At 71.9% G+C, this 16,437-nt stretch carries 17 protein-coding genes; 10 read left to right on the top strand and 7 right to left on the bottom strand.

Features of this window, described 5'->3' with window-relative positions; all coding sequences use genetic code 11:
• Positions 1-14 precede the first annotated feature (14 nt).
• A complete protein-coding gene (locus D1J63_RS31760; protein WP_102928227.1) occupies positions 15-1,241 on the bottom strand; it encodes an acyl-CoA dehydrogenase family protein in 1,227 nt (408 codons plus the stop codon).
• Between the two features lie 170 nt (positions 1,242-1,411).
• Between D1J63_RS31760 and D1J63_RS31755 the strand changes: the two genes are divergently transcribed.
• Positions 1,412-2,068, top strand: a complete 657-nt coding sequence (locus D1J63_RS31755; RefSeq protein WP_102928228.1) for a TetR family transcriptional regulator — start codon at positions 1,412-1,414, stop codon at positions 2,066-2,068.
• Between the two features lie 43 nt (positions 2,069-2,111).
• On the opposite strand, the gene def is transcribed toward D1J63_RS31755, so the two are convergent.
• On the bottom strand, positions 2,112-2,651 hold the full coding sequence (gene def / locus D1J63_RS31750) for a peptide deformylase (protein WP_125633619.1): 540 nt from the start codon (positions 2,649-2,651) through the stop codon (positions 2,112-2,114).
• 179 nt (positions 2,652-2,830) lie between these two features.
• On the opposite strand from def, the gene D1J63_RS31745 reads away from it, so the two are divergent.
• From D1J63_RS31745 to D1J63_RS31725, 5 genes are all read left to right on the top strand, one after another.
• Positions 2,831-4,069, top strand: coding sequence for a MurT ligase domain-containing protein (locus tag D1J63_RS31745; RefSeq protein WP_125633617.1), 1,239 nt, complete (start codon positions 2,831-2,833; stop codon positions 4,067-4,069).
• Between the two features lie 23 nt (positions 4,070-4,092).
• Entirely contained in the window at positions 4,093-4,821 is a 729-nt protein-coding gene (locus tag D1J63_RS31740; RefSeq protein WP_102928231.1) for a glutamine amidotransferase, read from the top strand.
• 167 nt (positions 4,822-4,988) lie between these two features.
• Positions 4,989-6,014 (top strand): 6-phosphofructokinase, encoded by a 1,026-nt coding sequence (locus D1J63_RS31735; protein ID WP_125633615.1) that lies wholly within the window; start codon positions 4,989-4,991, stop codon positions 6,012-6,014.
• Positions 6,015-6,189: 175 nt separating this feature from the next.
• The gene (locus D1J63_RS31730) at positions 6,190-7,140 is read left to right on the top strand and encodes a cytochrome c oxidase assembly protein (RefSeq protein WP_125633613.1); all 951 of its coding nucleotides are present in this window, start codon (positions 6,190-6,192) and stop codon (positions 7,138-7,140) included.
• A 43-nt stretch (positions 7,141-7,183) separates the two neighbouring features.
• On the top strand, positions 7,184-7,354 hold the full coding sequence (locus tag D1J63_RS31725) for a hypothetical protein (protein ID WP_164713058.1): 171 nt from the start codon (positions 7,184-7,186) through the stop codon (positions 7,352-7,354).
• Between the two features lie 22 nt (positions 7,355-7,376).
• On the opposite strand, the gene D1J63_RS31720 is transcribed toward D1J63_RS31725, so the two are convergent.
• From D1J63_RS31720 to D1J63_RS31705, 4 genes are read right to left on the bottom strand one after another with little or no spacing between them, the layout of a single operon-like run.
• A complete protein-coding gene (locus tag D1J63_RS31720) occupies positions 7,377-8,582 on the bottom strand; it encodes a histidine kinase (protein ID WP_164713255.1) in 1,206 nt (401 codons plus the stop codon).
• Positions 8,583-8,590: 8 nt separating this feature from the next.
• A complete protein-coding gene (locus tag D1J63_RS31715) occupies positions 8,591-10,366 on the bottom strand; it encodes a cation acetate symporter (RefSeq protein ID WP_125633609.1) in 1,776 nt (591 codons plus the stop codon).
• Entirely contained in the window at positions 10,363-10,758 is a 396-nt protein-coding gene (locus D1J63_RS31710; protein ID WP_102928237.1) for a hypothetical protein, read from the bottom strand. The genes D1J63_RS31715 and D1J63_RS31710 overlap by 4 nt, the downstream gene beginning before the upstream one ends.
• A gap of 3 nt (positions 10,759-10,761) precedes the next feature.
• Entirely contained in the window at positions 10,762-11,523 is a 762-nt protein-coding gene (locus D1J63_RS31705) for a LytTR family DNA-binding domain-containing protein (RefSeq protein WP_125633607.1), read from the bottom strand.
• A gap of 77 nt (positions 11,524-11,600) precedes the next feature.
• On the opposite strand from D1J63_RS31705, the gene D1J63_RS31700 reads away from it, so the two are divergent.
• The 3 genes from D1J63_RS31700 to rocD all read left to right on the top strand — a co-directional run bounded on the left by D1J63_RS31700 (position 11,601) and on the right by rocD (position 14,301).
• Positions 11,601-12,104, top strand: a complete 504-nt coding sequence (locus D1J63_RS31700; RefSeq protein WP_061446010.1) for an Lrp/AsnC family transcriptional regulator — start codon at positions 11,601-11,603, stop codon at positions 12,102-12,104.
• Positions 12,105-12,229: 125 nt separating this feature from the next.
• Positions 12,230-13,078, top strand: coding sequence for a dimethylargininase (gene ddaH / locus D1J63_RS31695; protein ID WP_125633605.1), 849 nt, complete (start codon positions 12,230-12,232; stop codon positions 13,076-13,078).
• The gene (gene rocD, locus D1J63_RS31690; RefSeq protein WP_125633603.1) at positions 13,075-14,301 is read left to right on the top strand and encodes an ornithine--oxo-acid transaminase; all 1,227 of its coding nucleotides are present in this window, start codon (positions 13,075-13,077) and stop codon (positions 14,299-14,301) included. Before ddaH ends, rocD begins: the two co-directional genes overlap by 4 nt.
• A 15-nt stretch (positions 14,302-14,316) precedes the next feature.
• On the opposite strand, the gene D1J63_RS31685 is transcribed toward rocD, so the two are convergent.
• Positions 14,317-14,775, bottom strand: a complete 459-nt coding sequence (locus tag D1J63_RS31685) for an RpiB/LacA/LacB family sugar-phosphate isomerase (protein WP_125633601.1) — start codon at positions 14,773-14,775, stop codon at positions 14,317-14,319.
• 141 nt (positions 14,776-14,916) lie between these two features.
• Between D1J63_RS31685 and D1J63_RS31680 the strand changes: the two genes are divergently transcribed.
• Positions 14,917-16,431 carry an MFS transporter gene (locus D1J63_RS31680; RefSeq protein ID WP_125633599.1) on the top strand — a complete coding sequence of 505 codons (1,515 nt, stop codon included), beginning with the start codon at positions 14,917-14,919 and terminating at the stop codon, positions 16,429-16,431.
• The last annotated feature ends 6 nt before the right edge of the window (positions 16,432-16,437 follow it).

Raw genomic sequence — 16,437 nt, 5'->3', positions numbered from 1 at the left:
ACCGGCCACAACGCTCAACGAATCGGCATCCCCGCCAGCGTCCGCGCAATAACCAGCCGCTGGATCTCACTCGTACCCTCGAAGATCGTGTAGATCGCGGAGTCCCGGTGCATCCGCTCCACCGGGTACTCCCGCGTGTAGCCGTTGCCGCCCAGGATCTGGACCGCCTGGGCGGTCACCTTCTTCGCGGTCTCGCTCGCGAACAGCTTGGACATCGAGCCCTCGGCCGCCGTGAACGGCTTGCCGTTGATCGCCATCCAGGAGGCCCGCCACACCAGCAGCCGCGCCGCGTCGATGGACGTGCGCATGTCGGCGAGCTGGAAGGCGACGCCCTGGTTGTCGATGATCGGGCGCCCGAACTGCTCACGGGTCTGCGCGTACTCCAGCGCCACCTCGTACGCGGCCCGGGCCGTGCCGACCGCCATCGCGCCGACCGCCGGACGGGACGCCTCGAAGGTGGCCATCGCGGCGTTCTTCACACGCTCGCCGCCCTTCTTGGCCTTCTCCCGGGCGCGGGCGAGGCGGGCGTCCAGCTTCTCCTTGCCGCCGAGCAGGCAGGAGCCGGGCACCCGCACGTTGTCGAGGACGACCTCGGCGGTGTGCGAGGCGCGGATGCCGTGCTTCTTGAACTTCTGGCCCTGGGACAGCCCCGGCGTGTTCGGCGGCACGATGAAGGAGGCGTGGCCCTTGGAGCCCAGCTCCGGGTCGACGACCGCGACGACGACGTGGACGTTGGCGATGCCGCCGTTGGTCGCCCAGGTCTTGGTGCCGTTGAGGACCCACTCGTCCTTGGCCTCGTCGTAGACGGCACGGGTGCGCATGGAGGCGACGTCGGAGCCGGCGTCGGGCTCGGAGGAGCAGAAGGCGGCGACCTTGACGTCGTTGGCGTCGCCGTACATCTGGGGGATCCAGGTGCCGATCTGCTCCTCGGTGCCGTTGGCGAGGACGCCGACGGCGGCGAGGCCGGTGCCGACGATCGACAGGGCGATGCCCGCGTCGCCCCAGAACAGCTCCTCCATCGCCATGGGGATGCCGAGGCCGGTGGGGTCGAAGTACTGCTGGGCGTAGAAGTCCAGGGAGTAGATGCCGACCTTGGCGGCCTCCTGGATCACCGGCCAGGGGGTCTCCTCGCGCTCGTCCCATTCGGCGGCCGCGGGACGGATGACGTCGGCCGCGAAGCCGTGCAGCCAGTCCCGGACCTCCTTCTGTTCGTCGCTCAGCTCCATGGTGAACTCGGCCATGTCCCCTCCAGTGACGCCCATGCATGTTACTTGCGGTAACCCCGAGTCTGTTACCGGTGGGTAGGAAAAGTCAACTCCCCGGATGACCTCGCCCTCCCGTTCGATGTCACGCCCCCCGTGGGTGTTAGTTTGCGCAGGCGTCACCGAAACAGCACGGGTGGGGAGAGCACATGAACACCACGCAGCGGACCGATCAGCAGACGTCCGCCGACCGCAGACGGCGCGAGCTGCTCGAGGCCGCCGACCGGGTGGTGCTGCGCGACGGTCCGCACGCCTCGATGAACGCCATCGCCGCCGAGGCCGGCATCACCAAGCCGATCCTCTACCGCCACTTCGGCGACAAGGGCGGACTCTACGCCGCCCTCGCCGTCCGGCACACGGACGCGCTCCTCGCCTCGCTGCGGGCCGCCCTGGACGCCCCGGCGGAGCGGCGGCAGCGCGTCGAGGCCACCCTGGACACCTATCTGGCGGCCATCGAGGCCCGCCCGCAGGTGTACCGCTTCCTGATGCATCCGGCGGAGAGCGCCGGCGCCCCCGGCGACCAGTCCGAGCAGGGCTTCGACGTCGGCAGGCACTCGGCGCCCCTGCTGCGCCGGATGGGCGAGGAGCTGGCCCAGGTCATCGAGGAGCGGCTCGACGTCGGACCGGGCACCCAGCAGCTGGCCCGGGTCTGGGGGCACGGGATCGTCGGCATGATGCACGCCGCCGGGGACTGGTGGCTGGGCGAACGGCCCTGTCCCCGGGAGGAATTGGTCCGCAGCCTGGCCGACCTGCTGTGGGGCCGCCTCGCCGAGGCCGGCGACAAGGCGGGCGGGCCGGGCTTCTGACCGCCCGGCCGCCGCACCCTCGGGCCGTCCACGGAGCGGGCGCTCAGCGGTGCCAGGACGCCCGGGCCACCTGGCGCATCAGCTTCCGGTGGCGCCGGCCCGTCAGGCGATCGGCGTAGATCCGCCCCTCCAGATGGTCGCACTCGTGCTGGAGGCACCGGGCGAAGAACCCCGTGCCGCGCACGGTGACCGGCTCCCCGGCCACCGTGAAGCCCGTCACGACCGCCTCGTCGTACCGCTCGGTCCCCGCCTCCAGGCCCGGCAGCGACAGACAGCCCTCCGGACCGCGCACCACCACCCCGCCGGTCTCCACCGGCCGGGGGTTCACCACGTGCCCGAGATGCCGCTCGTCCTCGTCGTCCGGGCAGTCGTACACGAAGACCCGCAGCGCCTCGCCGACCTGGTTCGCGGCCAGCCCCACCCCGTGGGCGGCGTACATGGTCGCGAACAAGTCCTCCACGAGCGCCGCGAGTTGTGGACCGAAGTCCGTCACCTCCGCGCAGGGGGCGTTCAGGACCGGGTCGCCGAGGAGGCGGAGGGGACGGACGCGCCCGTGGGCGCCCGGGATGGAGCCTTGTCGCATGGCGGTCAGAGTAAGGTCCCTGTGTCCCCCGGCGGCACGCGCCCACCGCCGGAACCCGGTGGCCGGTGCCGCGATTCGGGAGTGCGAATGGATCTCGATAGGCTGAGGTCCACACCACGTGGCCGTCAGGCTTCACAGGCTTCAGGCGCGGCGCGTACGGCAAGGAGGATCGAGAACTGATGGCAGGCAACTCGGACCCGCTCACGCCGCGGGCCAAGATCGCCGTGACCGCGGGCAAGGCGGTCGCGGCGGCATCGCGCGCCGCGGGGCGCGGCAGCGGTTCGGTGATCGGCGGCCGGGTCGCGCTGAAACTCGACCCCGACCTCCTCCACCGGCTCGCCGGGCACCTGGACGTGACCCTCGTCTCGGCGACCAACGGCAAGACCACCACCACCCGGCTCATCGCCGAGGCACTCAAGGCGGCCGGTCCGGTCGTCTCCAACGCGCTCGGCGCCAACATGCCGGCCGGCATCACCTCGGCGCTCGCGGGCGGCGCGGACGCCCGGTACGGGGTCATCGAGGTCGACGAGAAGTACCTCGTCGGCGTCGCCCAGGCCACCGACCCGAAGTGCATCGCGCTGCTCAACCTCTCCCGCGACCAGCTGGACCGCGCCGCCGAGACCCGGATGCTCGCCGAGGCGTGGCGCGAGGGCCTGGCCGGTTCGAAGGCCGTGGTCGTCGCCAACGCCGACGACCCGCTGGTGGTGTGGGCCGCCTCCTCCTCCCCCAACGTGATCTGGGTCGCCGCGGGCCAGATGTGGAAGGACGACGCCTGGTCCTGCCCGTCCTGCGGCGGCGTCATGCAGCGCCCCGGCGACGACTGGTTCTGCGGCGAGTGCGGCTTCCGCCGGCCCACGCCGAGCTGGGCGCTCTCCGGCGACCACGTCCTCGACCCGCACGGCTCCGCCTGGCCGATCCACCTCCAGCTGCCGGGCCGCGCCAACAAGGCCAACGCCGCCTCCTCGGCCGCCGTCGCCGCCGTCTTCGGGGTGCCGCCGCAGGTCGCCCTGGAGCGGATGTACCAGGTGCAGGCGGTCGCCGGGCGCTACGACGTCGTCCAGTTCCAGGGCCGCGACCTGCGCCTGCTGCTCGCCAAGAACCCGGCGGGCTGGCTGGAGACCTTCTCCCTGATCGACCCGCCGCCGGCTCCGGTGATCCTCTCGGTGAACGCGCGCGGCGCCGACGGCACCGACACCTCCTGGCTGTGGGACGTGGACTACACCCGGCTGACCGGCCACCCGATCTGCGTGATCGGCGACCGGAAGCTGGACCTCGCGGTACGCCTGGAGGTCGCGAACCAGCAGTTCCAGGTGTGCGAGGACCTCGACCAGGCGGTGCAGCTGTGCCCGCCGGGACGCATCGAGGTCATCGCGAACTACACCGCCTTCCAGGACCTGCGCCGCCGCGTCGGCAACTGACCGCGAGACTTCAGGGGATTTTCGTGAGCGACAACCAACTGCGGATCGTCTGGATCTACCCGGACCTGCTCAGCACCTACGGCGACCAGGGCAACGCCCTCGTCGTGGAGCGCCGCGCCCGCCAGCGCGGCCTCGACGTGGCCCGCCTCGACGTGCGCAGCGACCAGCCGATCCCGACCTCCGGCGACATCTACCTGATCGGCGGCGGCGAGGACCGGCCGCAGCGGCTCGCGGCCGAGCGGCTGCGCCGCGACGGCGGCCTGCACCGGGCCGTGGAGAACGGCGCGATCGTCTTCTCCGTCTGCGCCGGCTACCAGATCCTGGGCCAGGAGTTCATCAACGACCTGGGCCAGCGCGAGCCGGGCCTCGGCCTGCTCGACGTGGTCTCGACCCGCGGCGAGGGCGCGCGCTGCGTCGGCGACGTCCTCGGCGACATCGACCCGCGTCTCGGGCTGCCCCCGCTGACCGGCTTCGAGAACCACCAGGGCGTCACCCACATCGGGCCGGGCGCCCGCCCGCTCGCCCAGGTCCGCTTCGGCAACGGCAACGGCACGGGCGACGGCACCGAGGGCGCGTACAACGACACGGTCTTCGGTACGTACATGCACGGCCCCGTGCTGGCCCGCAACCCGCAGATCGCGGACCTGCTGCTCAAGCTGGCCCTCGACGTGAACGCGCTGCCGCCGACCGACGACCGCTGGTACGAGGCGCTCCGCAACGAGCGCATCGCGGCCGCGCAGCAGCCCGCCTGAGCCCCTGACCCAGGGCCCGTCTGATGGGGCATCCGCACAGGTGAGCGGGTGCGTCCAGCAGGCGGACGCATGGTTCGGCCCCGCCCTCCGGTACCGCTAGGGTGGCGGGGAATCGAACCGGACAGCGCGGTCCGGACCCGTGCCACGTTGAGAAGGTATTTCGGGCTATGCGCATTGGTGTCCTCACGTCCGGCGGCGACTGCCCCGGCCTGAACGCCGTCATCCGGTCCGTCGTGCACCGTGCCGTCGTCGACCACGGCGACGAGGTCATCGGTTTCCGGGACGGCTGGAAGGGCCTCCTGGAGTGCGACTACCTCAAGCTCGACCTCGACGCGGTCGGCGGCATCCTGGCCCGCGGCGGCACCATCCTCGGCTCCTCCCGGGTCCGTCCCGAGCACCTGCGGGACGGCGTCGAGCGGGCCCGCGGCCACGTCGAGGAACTCGGCCTCGACGCGATCATCCCGATCGGCGGCGAGGGCACGCTGAAGGCGGCCCGGCTGCTGTCCGACAACGGCCTGCCGATCGTGGGCGTGCCGAAGACCATCGACAACGACATAGCGGTCACCGACGTCACCTTCGGCTTCGACACCGCGGTGACCGTCGCCACCGAGGCCCTGGACCGGCTGAAGACCACCGCCGAGTCGCACCAGCGGGTGCTGATCGTCGAGGTCATGGGCCGGCACACCGGCTGGATCGCGCTGCACTCGGGCATGGCGGCCGGCGCGCACGCCGTCGTCGTCCCGGAGCGGCCCTTCGACATCGACGAGCTGACCGCGAAGGTCGGTGCGCGTTTCTCGGCCGGCAAGCGGTTCGCGATCGTGGTGGCCGCGGAGGGTGCCAAGCCGAAGGCCGGGACCATGGACTTCGACGAGGGCGGCAAGGACGTCTACGGCCACGAGCGGTTCGCCGGGATCGCCCGCCAGCTCTCCATCGAGCTGGAGGACCGGCTCGGCAAGGAGGCCCGGCCGGTGATACTCGGGCACGTCCAGCGCGGGGGCACGCCGACGGCGTACGACCGGGTGCTGGCGACGCGGTTCGGGTGGCACGCGGTGGAGGCGGTGCATCGCGGGGAGTTCGGGATGATGACGGCGCTGCGCGGGACGGACATCGAGATGGTGTCGCTCGGCGACGCGGTGGAGTCGCTGAAGACGGTGCCGGGTGCGCGGTACGCGGAGGCGGAGTGCGTTCTTTGAGGTTGCTGTCGTACTCCGTCCGCGGGTAGTCCGTGGTTGCTCGCGCAGTTCCCCGCGCCCCTGACGGGGCGCTGCACCGCCCCCGGTGGAAAATACCGCCGGGGGCGGTTCTACGCTTGCCTTCGGACAAGCGGTGTTCAACCGCGCTCAACCCCCATGAAACAGGAGCGGGCGGATGGATCACAGCGGGCACGGCATGACGATGGATCTGCCGCCGTTCACGCTGGGGCGGGGGCTCGGCTGGTCGGCGGACCCCTTCTTCCTCGTCGCCTGCCTCCTGGGTCTGGCGCTGTACGGCTGGGGCGTCGTCCGTCTGGTGCGGCGCGGTGACAAGTGGCCGGTCGGCCGGACCGCGGCCTTCGTGGCCGGCGTGCTGAGCGTCGCCCTGATGATGTGCACCAAGCTGAACGACTACGGCATGGTCATGTTCAGCGTGCACATGGTGCAGCACATGGTGATCAGCATGGTGTCGCCGATCCTGCTGCTGCTCGGCGCCCCGATCACGCTGGCGCTGCGTGCGCTGCCCCCGGCGGGCCGCGGCCGCAAGGGGCCCCGCGAGGTGCTGCTGATGCTGCTGCACAGCCGGTACATGCGGATCATCACGCATCCGGCGTTCACCATCCCGCTGTTCATCGCGAGCCTGTACGCGCTGTACTTCACCCCCCTCTTCGACACGCTGATGGGCTCGCCGGCCGGGCACATCGGGATGATGGTGCACTTCCTCGCGGTCGGCCTGGTCTTCTTCTGGCCGATCATGGGCGTTGACCCCGGCCCGCACCGGCCGGGCTACCTGATGCGGATGCTGGAGCTGTTCGCGGGCATGCCGTTCCACGCGTTCTTCGGCATCGCGCTGATGATGGCCTCCTCCCCGATGGTCGAGACGTTCGAGAACCCGCCCGCCTCCCTCGGCATCGACGCCCTCTCCGACCAGAACGCGGCCGGTGGCATCGCCTGGGCGTTCAGCGAGGTCCCGTCCGTCCTCGTACTGCTCGCGCTGCTGTTCCAGTGGTACGCCTCCGAGGAGCGGCAGGCGCGGCGCAGCGACCGGGCCGCCGACCGCGACGGCGACAAGGAACTGGCGGCGTACAACGCCTATCTGGCCTCACTGAACACACGCGGCGGCTGAACGGGGCACCATGGAGGGCAACGGACACGAGGAGGGTGTTGCGATGCCCGGTTCCACGGACAGTTCGACGAAGACGATGGGGGCGCTCACCATCGGCGGCCTGGTCGCGGTGACGGCCTACACGGTGGCGCTCGGAAGCAACGGCTGGTTGTGGTTCGGCTGGGTCGTCCTCGGCCTGATCACCCTGGGGCTGGTGGCCGGCCGCCGGGCCTGAGCCCCGCCCGGGGCGCCCCGGCTCACTCGCGGCCGATCCGGGCCGCCGAGTGCACGCCCGGCTGGTACTTCGGCAGCCGGACCGTGATCTTCATGCCCGCGCCGACGGCCGTCTCGATGACGAGGCCGTGGTCGTCTCCGTAGACCTGGCGGAGGCGGTCGTCGACGTTGGACAGCCCGATGCCGCCCGAGGGACTGACCTCGCGCGCCAGGATGCGACGCAGCAGTTCCGGGTCCATGCCGGCACCGTCGTCCTCGATGACGACCAGGGCTTCGGCGCCCGCGTCCTGCGCGGTGATCTGGATGCGGCACCGGTCGGACTTTCCCTCCAGGCCGTGCTTGACGGCGTTCTCGACGAGCGGCTGGAGGCAGAGGAAGGGCAGCGCGACCGGCAGCACCTCGGGGGCGACCTGGAGGGTGACGGCGAGGCGGTCGCCGAAGCGGGCCCGCACCAGCGCCAGGTAGTGGTCGATGGCGTGCAGCTCGTCGGCGAGGGTGGTGAAGTCGCCGTGCCGACGGAACGAGTAGCGGGTGAAGTCGGCGAACTCCAGGAGCAGCTCGCGGGCCCGCTCGGGGTCGGTGCGGACGAAGGACGCGATCACCGCGAGCGAGTTGAAGATGAAGTGCGGGGAGATCTGGGCGCGCAGCGCCTTGATCTCGGCCTCGATGAGACGGGTGCGGGACTGGTCCAGGTCGGCGAGTTCCAGCTGGACCGAGACCCAGCGGGCCACCTCGCCGGCCGCACGGACCAGGACGGCGGACTCGCGGGGCGCGCAGGCGACGAGGGCGCCGTGCACCCGGTCGTCGACGGTGAGCGGGGCGACGACGGCCCAGCGCACCGTGCAGTCCGGGGTGTCGCAGGTGAGGCGGAACGCCTCGCCGCGGCCGGTGGCCAGCGGTCCCGCGAGGCGTTCCATGATCTCGGCGCGGTGGTGGGCGCCCACGCCGTCCCAGACCAGGACCTTTTCGAGGTCGGTCAGGCACAGCGCGTCCGTGCCCAGCAGGGAGCGCAGCTTGCGGGCCGACTTGCCGGCGGTCTCCTCGGTCAGTCCCGCCCGTAGCGGGGGTGTCGCCAGCGAGGCGGTGTGCAGGGTCTGGAAGGTGGCGTGCTCGACGGGGGTGCCGAGTCCGCCGAGGTGCTGCGGACGGGCCGTGCGCCGGCCCAGCCAGAAGCCGGCGGCCAGCAGCGGGAGCAGGGCGACGGCCAGGCCCGCCAGGAATCCGCCCAGGGAGCCGCTCACCGCGTCCTCTCCTCGCTCAGTGCTTCCGTCCGCAGCCCGTCCGTGCGCAGCCCGTCCGTGCGCAGTTCCTCCGTGCCCAGCTCCTCGGGCAGGTGGAAGCGGGCCAGGATCGCCGCCGTTCTGGCCGGGACCCGGGCCGGGGTGGCCAGGGAGACCAGCACCATCGTGAGGAAGCCCAGCGGCACCGACCACAGGGCGGGCCAGGCCAGCAGGGCGTGCAGCGCCCCGCCGCCGCCCGGGAAGCCGCCCATGGTGGCGGCGACTGCGAGCAGGGCGGAGCCGCCGCCCACCAGCATCCCGGCGGCCGCGCCGGGCGGGGTCAGCCGCCGCCACCAGATGCCGAGGACGAGCAGGGGGCAGAAGGAGGAGGCGGACACGGCGAAGGCGAGACCGACCGCGTCGGCGACGGGCAGCCCGCCGACCAGCGCGCTCGCCGCCAGCGGCACGGCCATGGCGAGCAGGGTGCCGAGCCGGAAGTGGGACACGGCACGGGACGGCAGCACGTCCTGGGTGAGCACGCCCGCGACGGCCATGGTGAGTCCCGACGCGGTGGACAGGAACGCGGCGAAGGCCCCGCCCGCGACCAGCGCGCCGAGCAGGTCGCCGCCGACGCCCCCGATCACCCGGTCGGGCAGCAGCAGGACCGCGGCGTCGGCCTTCCCGGTCAGGGTCAGCTCGGGGGCGTACAGCCGGCCGAGGGCGCCGTAGAGGGGTGGCAGCAGGTAGAAGGCGCCGATCAGGCCGAGGACGGCGACGGTGGTGCGGCGGGCGGCGACGCCGGTCGGGCTGGTGTAGAAGCGGACCACCACGTGCGGCAGGCCCATGGTGCCCAGGAACGTGGCCAGGATCAGGCCGTACGTGGCGTACAGCGGGCGTTCCGTGCGGCTCTCGGCCCGGGAGGGCGACAGGGCGTCGTCGGCGCCGCGTCCGGCGGCCGGAACGCGGGTGTCCGCGGCGAAGGTGAGGCGGGTGCCGGCCTCGATGCGGTGGCTGCCGGCGGGCAGGGTGACGCGAGCGCCGTCTCGGGCGCGGTCGTCCACGGTTCCGTCGACGGTGACCGTCAGTGGCTCCTCCAGCTTGAGGGTGAGGGTGTCGTCGACGCGGACCGAGCGCTGCTCGCGGAAGGTGGCGGGTTCCTCGAAGGGCCGGCCGGGCGCCCCGTCGCCCTGCCAGGCCAGCACCAGGAAGAGGGCGGGGACGAGCAGGGCGGTGAGTTTGAGCCAGAACTGGAAGGCCTGCACGAAGGTGATGCTGCGCATGCCGCCGGCGGCGACGATGGCGGTGACGACGACGGCGACGATCACCCCGCCCAGCCAGTCGGGCGCCCCGCTGAGCACGGTGAGGGTCAGCCCGGCGCCCTGGAGCTGGGGCAGCAGGTAGAGCCAGCCGACCCCGACGACGAAGGCCCCCGCGAGCCGCCGTACCCCCTGGGAGGCGAGCCGGGCCTCGGCGAAGTCGGGCAGCGTGTAGGCGCCCGAGCGGCGCAGCGGGGCGGCGACGAAGAGGAGCAGGACCAGGTACCCGGCGGTGTAGCCGACCGGGTACCAGAGCATGTCGGGCCCCTGGACGAGGACCAGTCCCGCGATGCCGAGGAAGGAGGCGGCGGAGAGGTACTCGCCGCTGATGGCGGCGGCGTTCAGACGGGGTCCGACGGTGCGGGAGGCGACGTAGAAGTCGGAGGTGGTCCGGGAGATGCGCAGGCCGAAGGCGCCGACGAGGACGGTGGCCACGACCACGAGGGCGACGGCGGGTATGGCGTAGCCGGAGTTCATCGGTCCTCGACGAGGCGTACGAAGTCGCGTTCGTTGCGCTCGGCGCGGCGCACGTACCAGCGGGCGAGGAGGACCAGCGGGGCGTACAGGCCGAAGCCGAGGACGGCCCACTCCAGGTGGCGGGCGTCGGGCAGCGCCGCGAACAGCAGCGGGAGCGGACCGACGAGGAGGCCGAGGACCGCGAGGGCGGTGAGCCCGGCGCGCAGCTGGCTGCGCATCAGGGAACGGACGTAGGTGTGGCCGAGGGTGGTCTGCTCGTCGATCTCGGTGCGCGGGCGGTAGGAGCCGGAGGCCTGGGGGTGCCGCCCGCGCGAGCGGTTCCGGGCGTGGGGGACGGTGCGTCTGGGCGGCCCGGTGACGGTGACGCGGCGTTCGGTGGGGTCCTGGGGCACGGCTCACGGCCTCCGCATGAGCAGGTCCCGCAGTTCGCGGGCGTGGCGTCGGCTGACCTGCAGTTCCTCGGCGCCGACCAGGACGCTGACGCTGCCCGCGTCCAGGCGCAGCTCGCCGATGTGGCGCAGGGCGACGAGGTGGCGGCGGTGGATGCGGACGAAGCCGCGGGCGCGCCAGCGCTCCTCCAGCGTGGACAGGGGGATGCGGACGAGGTGGCTGCCCCGGTCGGTGTGGAGGCGGGCGTAGTCGCCCTGGGCCTCGACGTGGGTGATCTCGTCGACGGCGACGAAGCGGGTGACGCCGCCGAGTTCGACGGTGATGTGGTCGGGGTCGGGTTCGTGCACGGGGATGCGCGGGGTGGGCACGGCGGCGGTGCCGCGCCGTTCGGCGGCCCGGCGGACCGCTTCCGCCAGCCGCTCCCTGCGCACCGGTTTGAGCACGTAGTCGACGGCCTTGAGGTCGAAGGCCTGGACGGCGAAGTCCTCGTGCGCGGTGACGAACACGACCAGCGGCGGCCGGGCGAACCCGGTGAGCAGCCGGGCGAGGTCCAGTCCGTCGAGGCCGGGCATCTGGATGTCGAGGAAGACGACGTCGATGGCGTCGGGCCCGTCGGGGCCGGACTCCAGGGCCCGGTTGATGCGGCGCAGCGCCTCGGTCGCGTCGCTCGCCCCCTCCGCGGTGCCGATGCGGGGGTCGGCGTTCAGCAGGTACACGAGTTCCTCGAGGGTGGGGCGTTCGTCGTCGACGGCCAGGGCGCGCAGCATGAAGGTGGAGTGTAGGGGCGATCCGGGCGCCTGCACACGTCTGCGACGTGGCCGTATCCGCTGGATACAGTGCCCGCATGAACAGCAGGCCCGCTTCCTTCGACGAACTCGACCGGAAGATCGTCACCGCTCTGATGGAGAACGCCAGGACGTCCTTCGCCGAGATCGGCGCGGAGATCGGACTGTCCTCGACGGCGGTCAAGCGCCGGGTGGACCGGCTGCGCGAGACGGACGTGATCACCGGGTTCACGGCGACGGTGCGGCCCTCCGCGCTGGGGTGGCGCACGGAGGCGTACGTGGAGGTGTACTGCGAGGGGGCGGCGCCGCCGCGGCGGCTCGCGGAGGTCGTGCGGGGCTATCCGGAGATCACCGCGGCGATGACGGTGACCGGCGGCGCGGACGCGCTGCTGCACGTGCGGGCCCGGGACGTGGAGCACTTCGAGGAGGTGCTGGAGCGGATTCGTGCGGAGCCGTTCATCCGCAAGACGATCAGTGTGATGGTGCTGTCCCACCTGATCCCGGACAGTCCGGAGGCGGGAGCGGCCCTGCTTGCTCCGGACGGCGCAGCAGACGTGCGCTGACCGGGCGGAGAACGCAGCGATCCTGCGGGAACACGCAGCTTTCATCGCTTGTCGGGCTCGGGCGTCACTTCCTACCGTGGTGTCAACACCCCGTCACACACCGTGAAAAGCGGAGGTACCCCTCTGTGATCGAGTCCCGTGTGCCGCGCCGGCGGCGCTTCCTCGTCTGCGAACCCAGACACTTCGCCGTGCAGTACGCGATCAACCCGTGGATGAGCACCGACCGACCCGTCGACGTCATCCGCGCCCTCGACCAGTGGCAGGCGCTCGTCGACACCTACCGGGCCCACGGCCACACCGTGGACACCGTCGCTCCGGTCCCCGGTCTGCCCGACATGGTCTTCGCCGCCAACTGCGCGGTGGTGGTCGGGGGCCGGGTCTTCGGCTCCCTCTTCCACGCGCCCGAGCGGCGTCCCGAGTCCGTGCCCTTCGAAGCGTGGTTCAAGACGGAGGGCTTCGAGGTCCACCACCCCGAGTCGGTCTGCGAGGGCGAGGGCGACCTGGTCCCGGCCGGCCGCTGGATCCTGGCCGGCACCGGGTTCCGTACGACCCGGGACGCGCACCGCGAGGTGCAGGAGTTCTTCGGCGTGCCGGTGATCTCGCTGACGTTGGTGGACCCTTACTTCTACCACCTGGACACGGCGCTGTTCGTCCTCGACGACGGGACTGGGGGGAGCGGGGGCGACGGCGGGAACATCGCCTACTACCCGGGTGCGTTCTCGCCCGGCAGCCGCGAGGTGCTGGAGCGGCTCTACCCGAACGCGGTGCTCGCCACCCGCGAGGACGCGATGGCGTTCGGGCTCAACTCCGTGTCCGACGGACGGAACGTGTTCATCGCCCCCGGGGCCCGGGAACTGGCCGACCGGCTCGCCGGCCGCGGCTATGTGCCCGTACCCGTCGACCTGTCCGAGTTCCACAAGGCCGGTGGCGGCATCAAGTGCTGCACCCAGGAGATCCGGGAGACCCACTCATGACCGCACCCGCCCGCGCCGGCCGCGGCTCCGAGGAACTGATCCGCGCCGAGGAGCCCGTCCTCGCGCACAACTACCACCCGCTGCCCGTCGTGGTCGCGCGCGCGGAGGGTGCCTGGGTGGAGGACGTGGAGGGGCGCCGATATCTGGACATGCTGGCCGGCTACTCCGCGCTCAACTTCGGCCACCGCCACCCGGCGCTGATCGACGCCGCCCACCGGCAGCTGGACCGGCTCACCCTCACCTCCCGCGCCTTCCACAACGACCGGCTCGCGGGCTTCGCCGAACGGCTGGCCGCGCTGACCGGCACGGACATGGTGCTGCCGATGAACACCGGCGCGGAGGCCGTGGAGAGCGGCATCAAGGTGGCCCGCAAGTGGGCCTACGACGTCAAGGGCGTCCCGGCCGACCGGGCGACGATCGTGGTCGCCGCGGACAACTTCCACGGCCGTACGACGACGATCGTCGGCTTCTCCACCGACGAGACGGCCCGCTCGGGCTTCGGCCCGTTCACCCCCGGTTTCCGGATCGTGCCGTACAACGACCTGGCCGCGATGGAGGCGGCGGTCGACGAGACGACGGCGGCCGTGCTGATCGAGCCGATCCAGGGCGAGGCGGGCGTGCTGATCCCGGACGACGGCTATCTGGCGGGCGTGCGGGAGCTAACCCGCCGCAAGGGCTGCCTGTTCGTCGCCGACGAGATCCAGTCGGGTCTGGGCCGCACGGGGCACACCCTGGCCGTCGAGCACGAGTCGGTGGTGCCGGACGTGGTGCTGCTCGGCAAGGCGCTGGGCGGCGGCATCGTCCCGGTGTCGGCGGTCGTGGGCCGGCGTGAGGTGCTGGGCGTGCTGCACCCGGGCGAGCACGGTTCGACGTTCGGCGGCAATCCGCTGGCCGCCGCGGTGGGCACGGCGGTGGTGGAGCTGCTGGAGACCGGCGAGTTCCAGCGCCGGGCGGCCGAGCTGGGCGGGGTGCTGCGCGAGGGCCTGGCCGCCCTGGTCGGCAAGGGCGTCGTCGGTTTCCGGGCCCGGGGGCTGTGGGCGGGCGTCGACGTGGACCCGGCGCTGGGCACCGGGCGCGAGGTCAGCGAGCGGCTGATGCGCGAGGGCATCCTGGTCAAGGACACCCACGGCTCGACGATCCGGCTGGCCCCGCCGCTGACCGTCACGGCCGACGAGCTGGCGGGCGCCCTCGGGACGCTGGAGAAGGTCCTGACCTCCTCCTGACCGGCCCGCGGGGGTTCACCGGGCGGCTCGGCGTCCCGCGTCGAGCCGCTCCACGTGCGTGACGTTGTCCCGGTCCTCGGCGTCCTGGGCCGGCTCGCCCGCGAACCAGGCGTCGAGGATCTCCCGCAGCAGCGGCCCGGACGTCAGCCGCAGACTCAGGGCGAGCACGTTGGCGTCGTTCCAGCGGCGGGCCCCGTCCGCGGTGTACCCGTCGGTGCACAGGGCCGCGCGCACGCCCGGGACCTTGTTGGCGGCGATGGACGCGCCGGTGCCGGTCCAGCAGCACACCACGGCCTGGTCGGCCCGGCCCTCGGCGACCTCGCGCGCCGCCCGCTCGGAGCAGACCGCCCACCGCGCGTCCGCGCCGGGGCTCAGCGCGCCGTACGCGTGCACGTCGTGGCCGCGTGCGCGCAGCTCCTCGACGAGGAGACGGGCGACGGGTTCGTCCATGTCGGAGGAGACGGAGATACGCATGTGCGAAGCGTACTCACCGGCCGCTCACCTCATCGGCCCAGTCACATGACCGAAGTCACGACCATACCCAGCATGATCGGGGGAACGGGTACGAGCTGAGACACGTACGACCGAGCAGTACTCCTCCCGGAGTGTCTGCGCGTGGAAAGGGAGGCCGCCACGTCCCCCACCGAGAACGGCCCAGAGACCGACGTCGCGGCGGTGCGCCGCCACCCCGCCCTGTTCCGGGCGATCAAGCGGCGGAAGAACCCCCGACTGCGCCGGTCCGACATCACCGTCACGGACGAGGCCGCGGTCAAGCGTGCCGTCAAGGCGGCCTCTCTCGGCAATGCCATGGAGTGGTTCGACTTCGGCATCTACGCCTATCTCGCGGGCACCATCGGCCGCGTGTTCTTCCCGTCCGGGAGCGACACGGCGCAGCTGCTCTCCTCGTTCGCCACGTTCGCCGTGGCGTTCCTGGTGCGTCCGATCGGCGGCATGGTCTTCGGACCGATGGGCGACAAGATCGGCCGCAAGAAGGTGCTCGCGCTGACGATGATCCTCATGGCGATCGGCACCGCCGCCATCGGGTTCATCCCCAGCTACGACTCGATCGGCTTCTGGTCGCCGCTGCTGCTGATCCTCTTCCGCCTGCTCCAGGGCTTCTCCACGGGCGGTGAGTACGGCGGCGCGTCCACCTTCATCGCGGAGTACGCGCCGGACAAGCGGCGCGGTTTCTTCGGCAGCTTCCTGGAGCTGGGCACGCTGGCCGGTTACACCGGTGCCGCGAGCCTCGTGACCGCCCTGACGGCGGGGCTGGGCAGCGACACCATGGACGCGTGGGGCTGGCGGATCCCCTTCCTCGTCGCGGCGCCGCTGGGCATCGTGGGTATCTATCTGCGGCTGAAGCTGGACGACACGCCCGCCTTCCTGAAGCTGGAGGACTCCAACGTCCACGTCTCGGAGGCGGCGAACGCGGTGGAGACCACCGCGCGGGGCGACCTCGCCAAGATCTTCCGCACGCACTGGCGGTCGCTGGTGCTGTGCATCGCGCTGGTCGGCGCCTACAACATCACCGACTACATGCTGCTGTCGTACATGCCGACGTACCTGTCGGACGAGCTGGACTACAGCGAGAGCCACGGGCTGATGATCCTGGTGGCGACGATGGTGCTGCTGATGCTGATCATCAACCAGGTGGGCCGGCTGTCGGACCACTTCGGCCGCAAGCCCGTCCTGATGACCGGCATGATCGGGTTCTTCGTGCTGTCCGCGCCGGCCTTCGTGCTGGTGCGGGAGGGCAGTCTGCTCGCCGTCTCGGGCGGCATGCTGATGCTCGGCCTGTCGCTGGTCTGTCTGCTGGGCACGATGTCGGCGGCGCTGCCGGCGATGTTCCCGACCAACGTCCGGTACGGGTCCCTGTCGGTCGGCTACAACCTGTCGGCGTCCTTGTTCGGCGGCACCACGCCGCTGGTGATCACCGCCCTGATCAGCGTGACCGGCTCCGAGATGATGCCGGCCTACTACTCGATGGCGGCGGCCCTGATCGGTGTCGTGGCCGTGGCCTGCATGCGGGAGACGGCCCAGAAGCCGCTGGCGGGCTCGCCGCCGTCGGTGGGGACCGAGGAGGAGGCCGCGGAGATCGTCGAGGCGCAGGCGCCGACGCCGAAGTTCTGACGCCCG

This window comes from Streptomyces sp. KPB2 (genome assembly GCF_003950055.1).
Classification (GTDB): domain Bacteria; phylum Actinomycetota; class Actinomycetes; order Streptomycetales; family Streptomycetaceae; genus Streptomyces; species Streptomyces salinarius.
The sequence above is the reverse complement of the archived record's forward strand: the minus strand, read 5'-3'. Positions and strand labels throughout refer to the sequence as shown.

Bases quoted from the DNA above. Each gene is read 5' to 3' on its own strand.
- D1J63_RS31685 (WP_125633601.1), bottom strand. From the start codon at position 14,775: ATGCGTATCTCCGTCTCCTCCGACATGGACGAACCCGTCGCCCGTCTC.
- rocD (WP_125633603.1), top strand. From the start codon at position 13,075: ATGACCGCACCCGCCCGCGCCGGCCGCGGCTCCGAGGAACTGATCCGC.
- D1J63_RS31725 (WP_164713058.1), top strand. From the start codon at position 7,184: ATGCCCGGTTCCACGGACAGTTCGACGAAGACGATGGGGGCGCTCACC.
- def (WP_125633619.1), bottom strand. From the start codon at position 2,651: ATGCGACAAGGCTCCATCCCGGGCGCCCACGGGCGCGTCCGTCCCCTC.
- D1J63_RS31745 (WP_125633617.1), top strand. From the start codon at position 2,831: ATGGCAGGCAACTCGGACCCGCTCACGCCGCGGGCCAAGATCGCCGTG.
- D1J63_RS31735 (WP_125633615.1), top strand. From the start codon at position 4,989: ATGCGCATTGGTGTCCTCACGTCCGGCGGCGACTGCCCCGGCCTGAAC.
- D1J63_RS31715 (WP_125633609.1), bottom strand. From the start codon at position 10,366: ATGAACTCCGGCTACGCCATACCCGCCGTCGCCCTCGTGGTCGTGGCC.
- D1J63_RS31700 (WP_061446010.1), top strand. From the start codon at position 11,601: ATGAACAGCAGGCCCGCTTCCTTCGACGAACTCGACCGGAAGATCGTC.
- D1J63_RS31760 (WP_102928227.1), bottom strand. From the start codon at position 1,241: ATGGCCGAGTTCACCATGGAGCTGAGCGACGAACAGAAGGAGGTCCGG.
- D1J63_RS31705 (WP_125633607.1), bottom strand. From the start codon at position 11,523: ATGCTGCGCGCCCTGGCCGTCGACGACGAACGCCCCACCCTCGAGGAA.
- D1J63_RS31730 (WP_125633613.1), top strand. From the start codon at position 6,190: ATGGATCACAGCGGGCACGGCATGACGATGGATCTGCCGCCGTTCACG.
- D1J63_RS31755 (WP_102928228.1), top strand. From the start codon at position 1,412: ATGAACACCACGCAGCGGACCGATCAGCAGACGTCCGCCGACCGCAGA.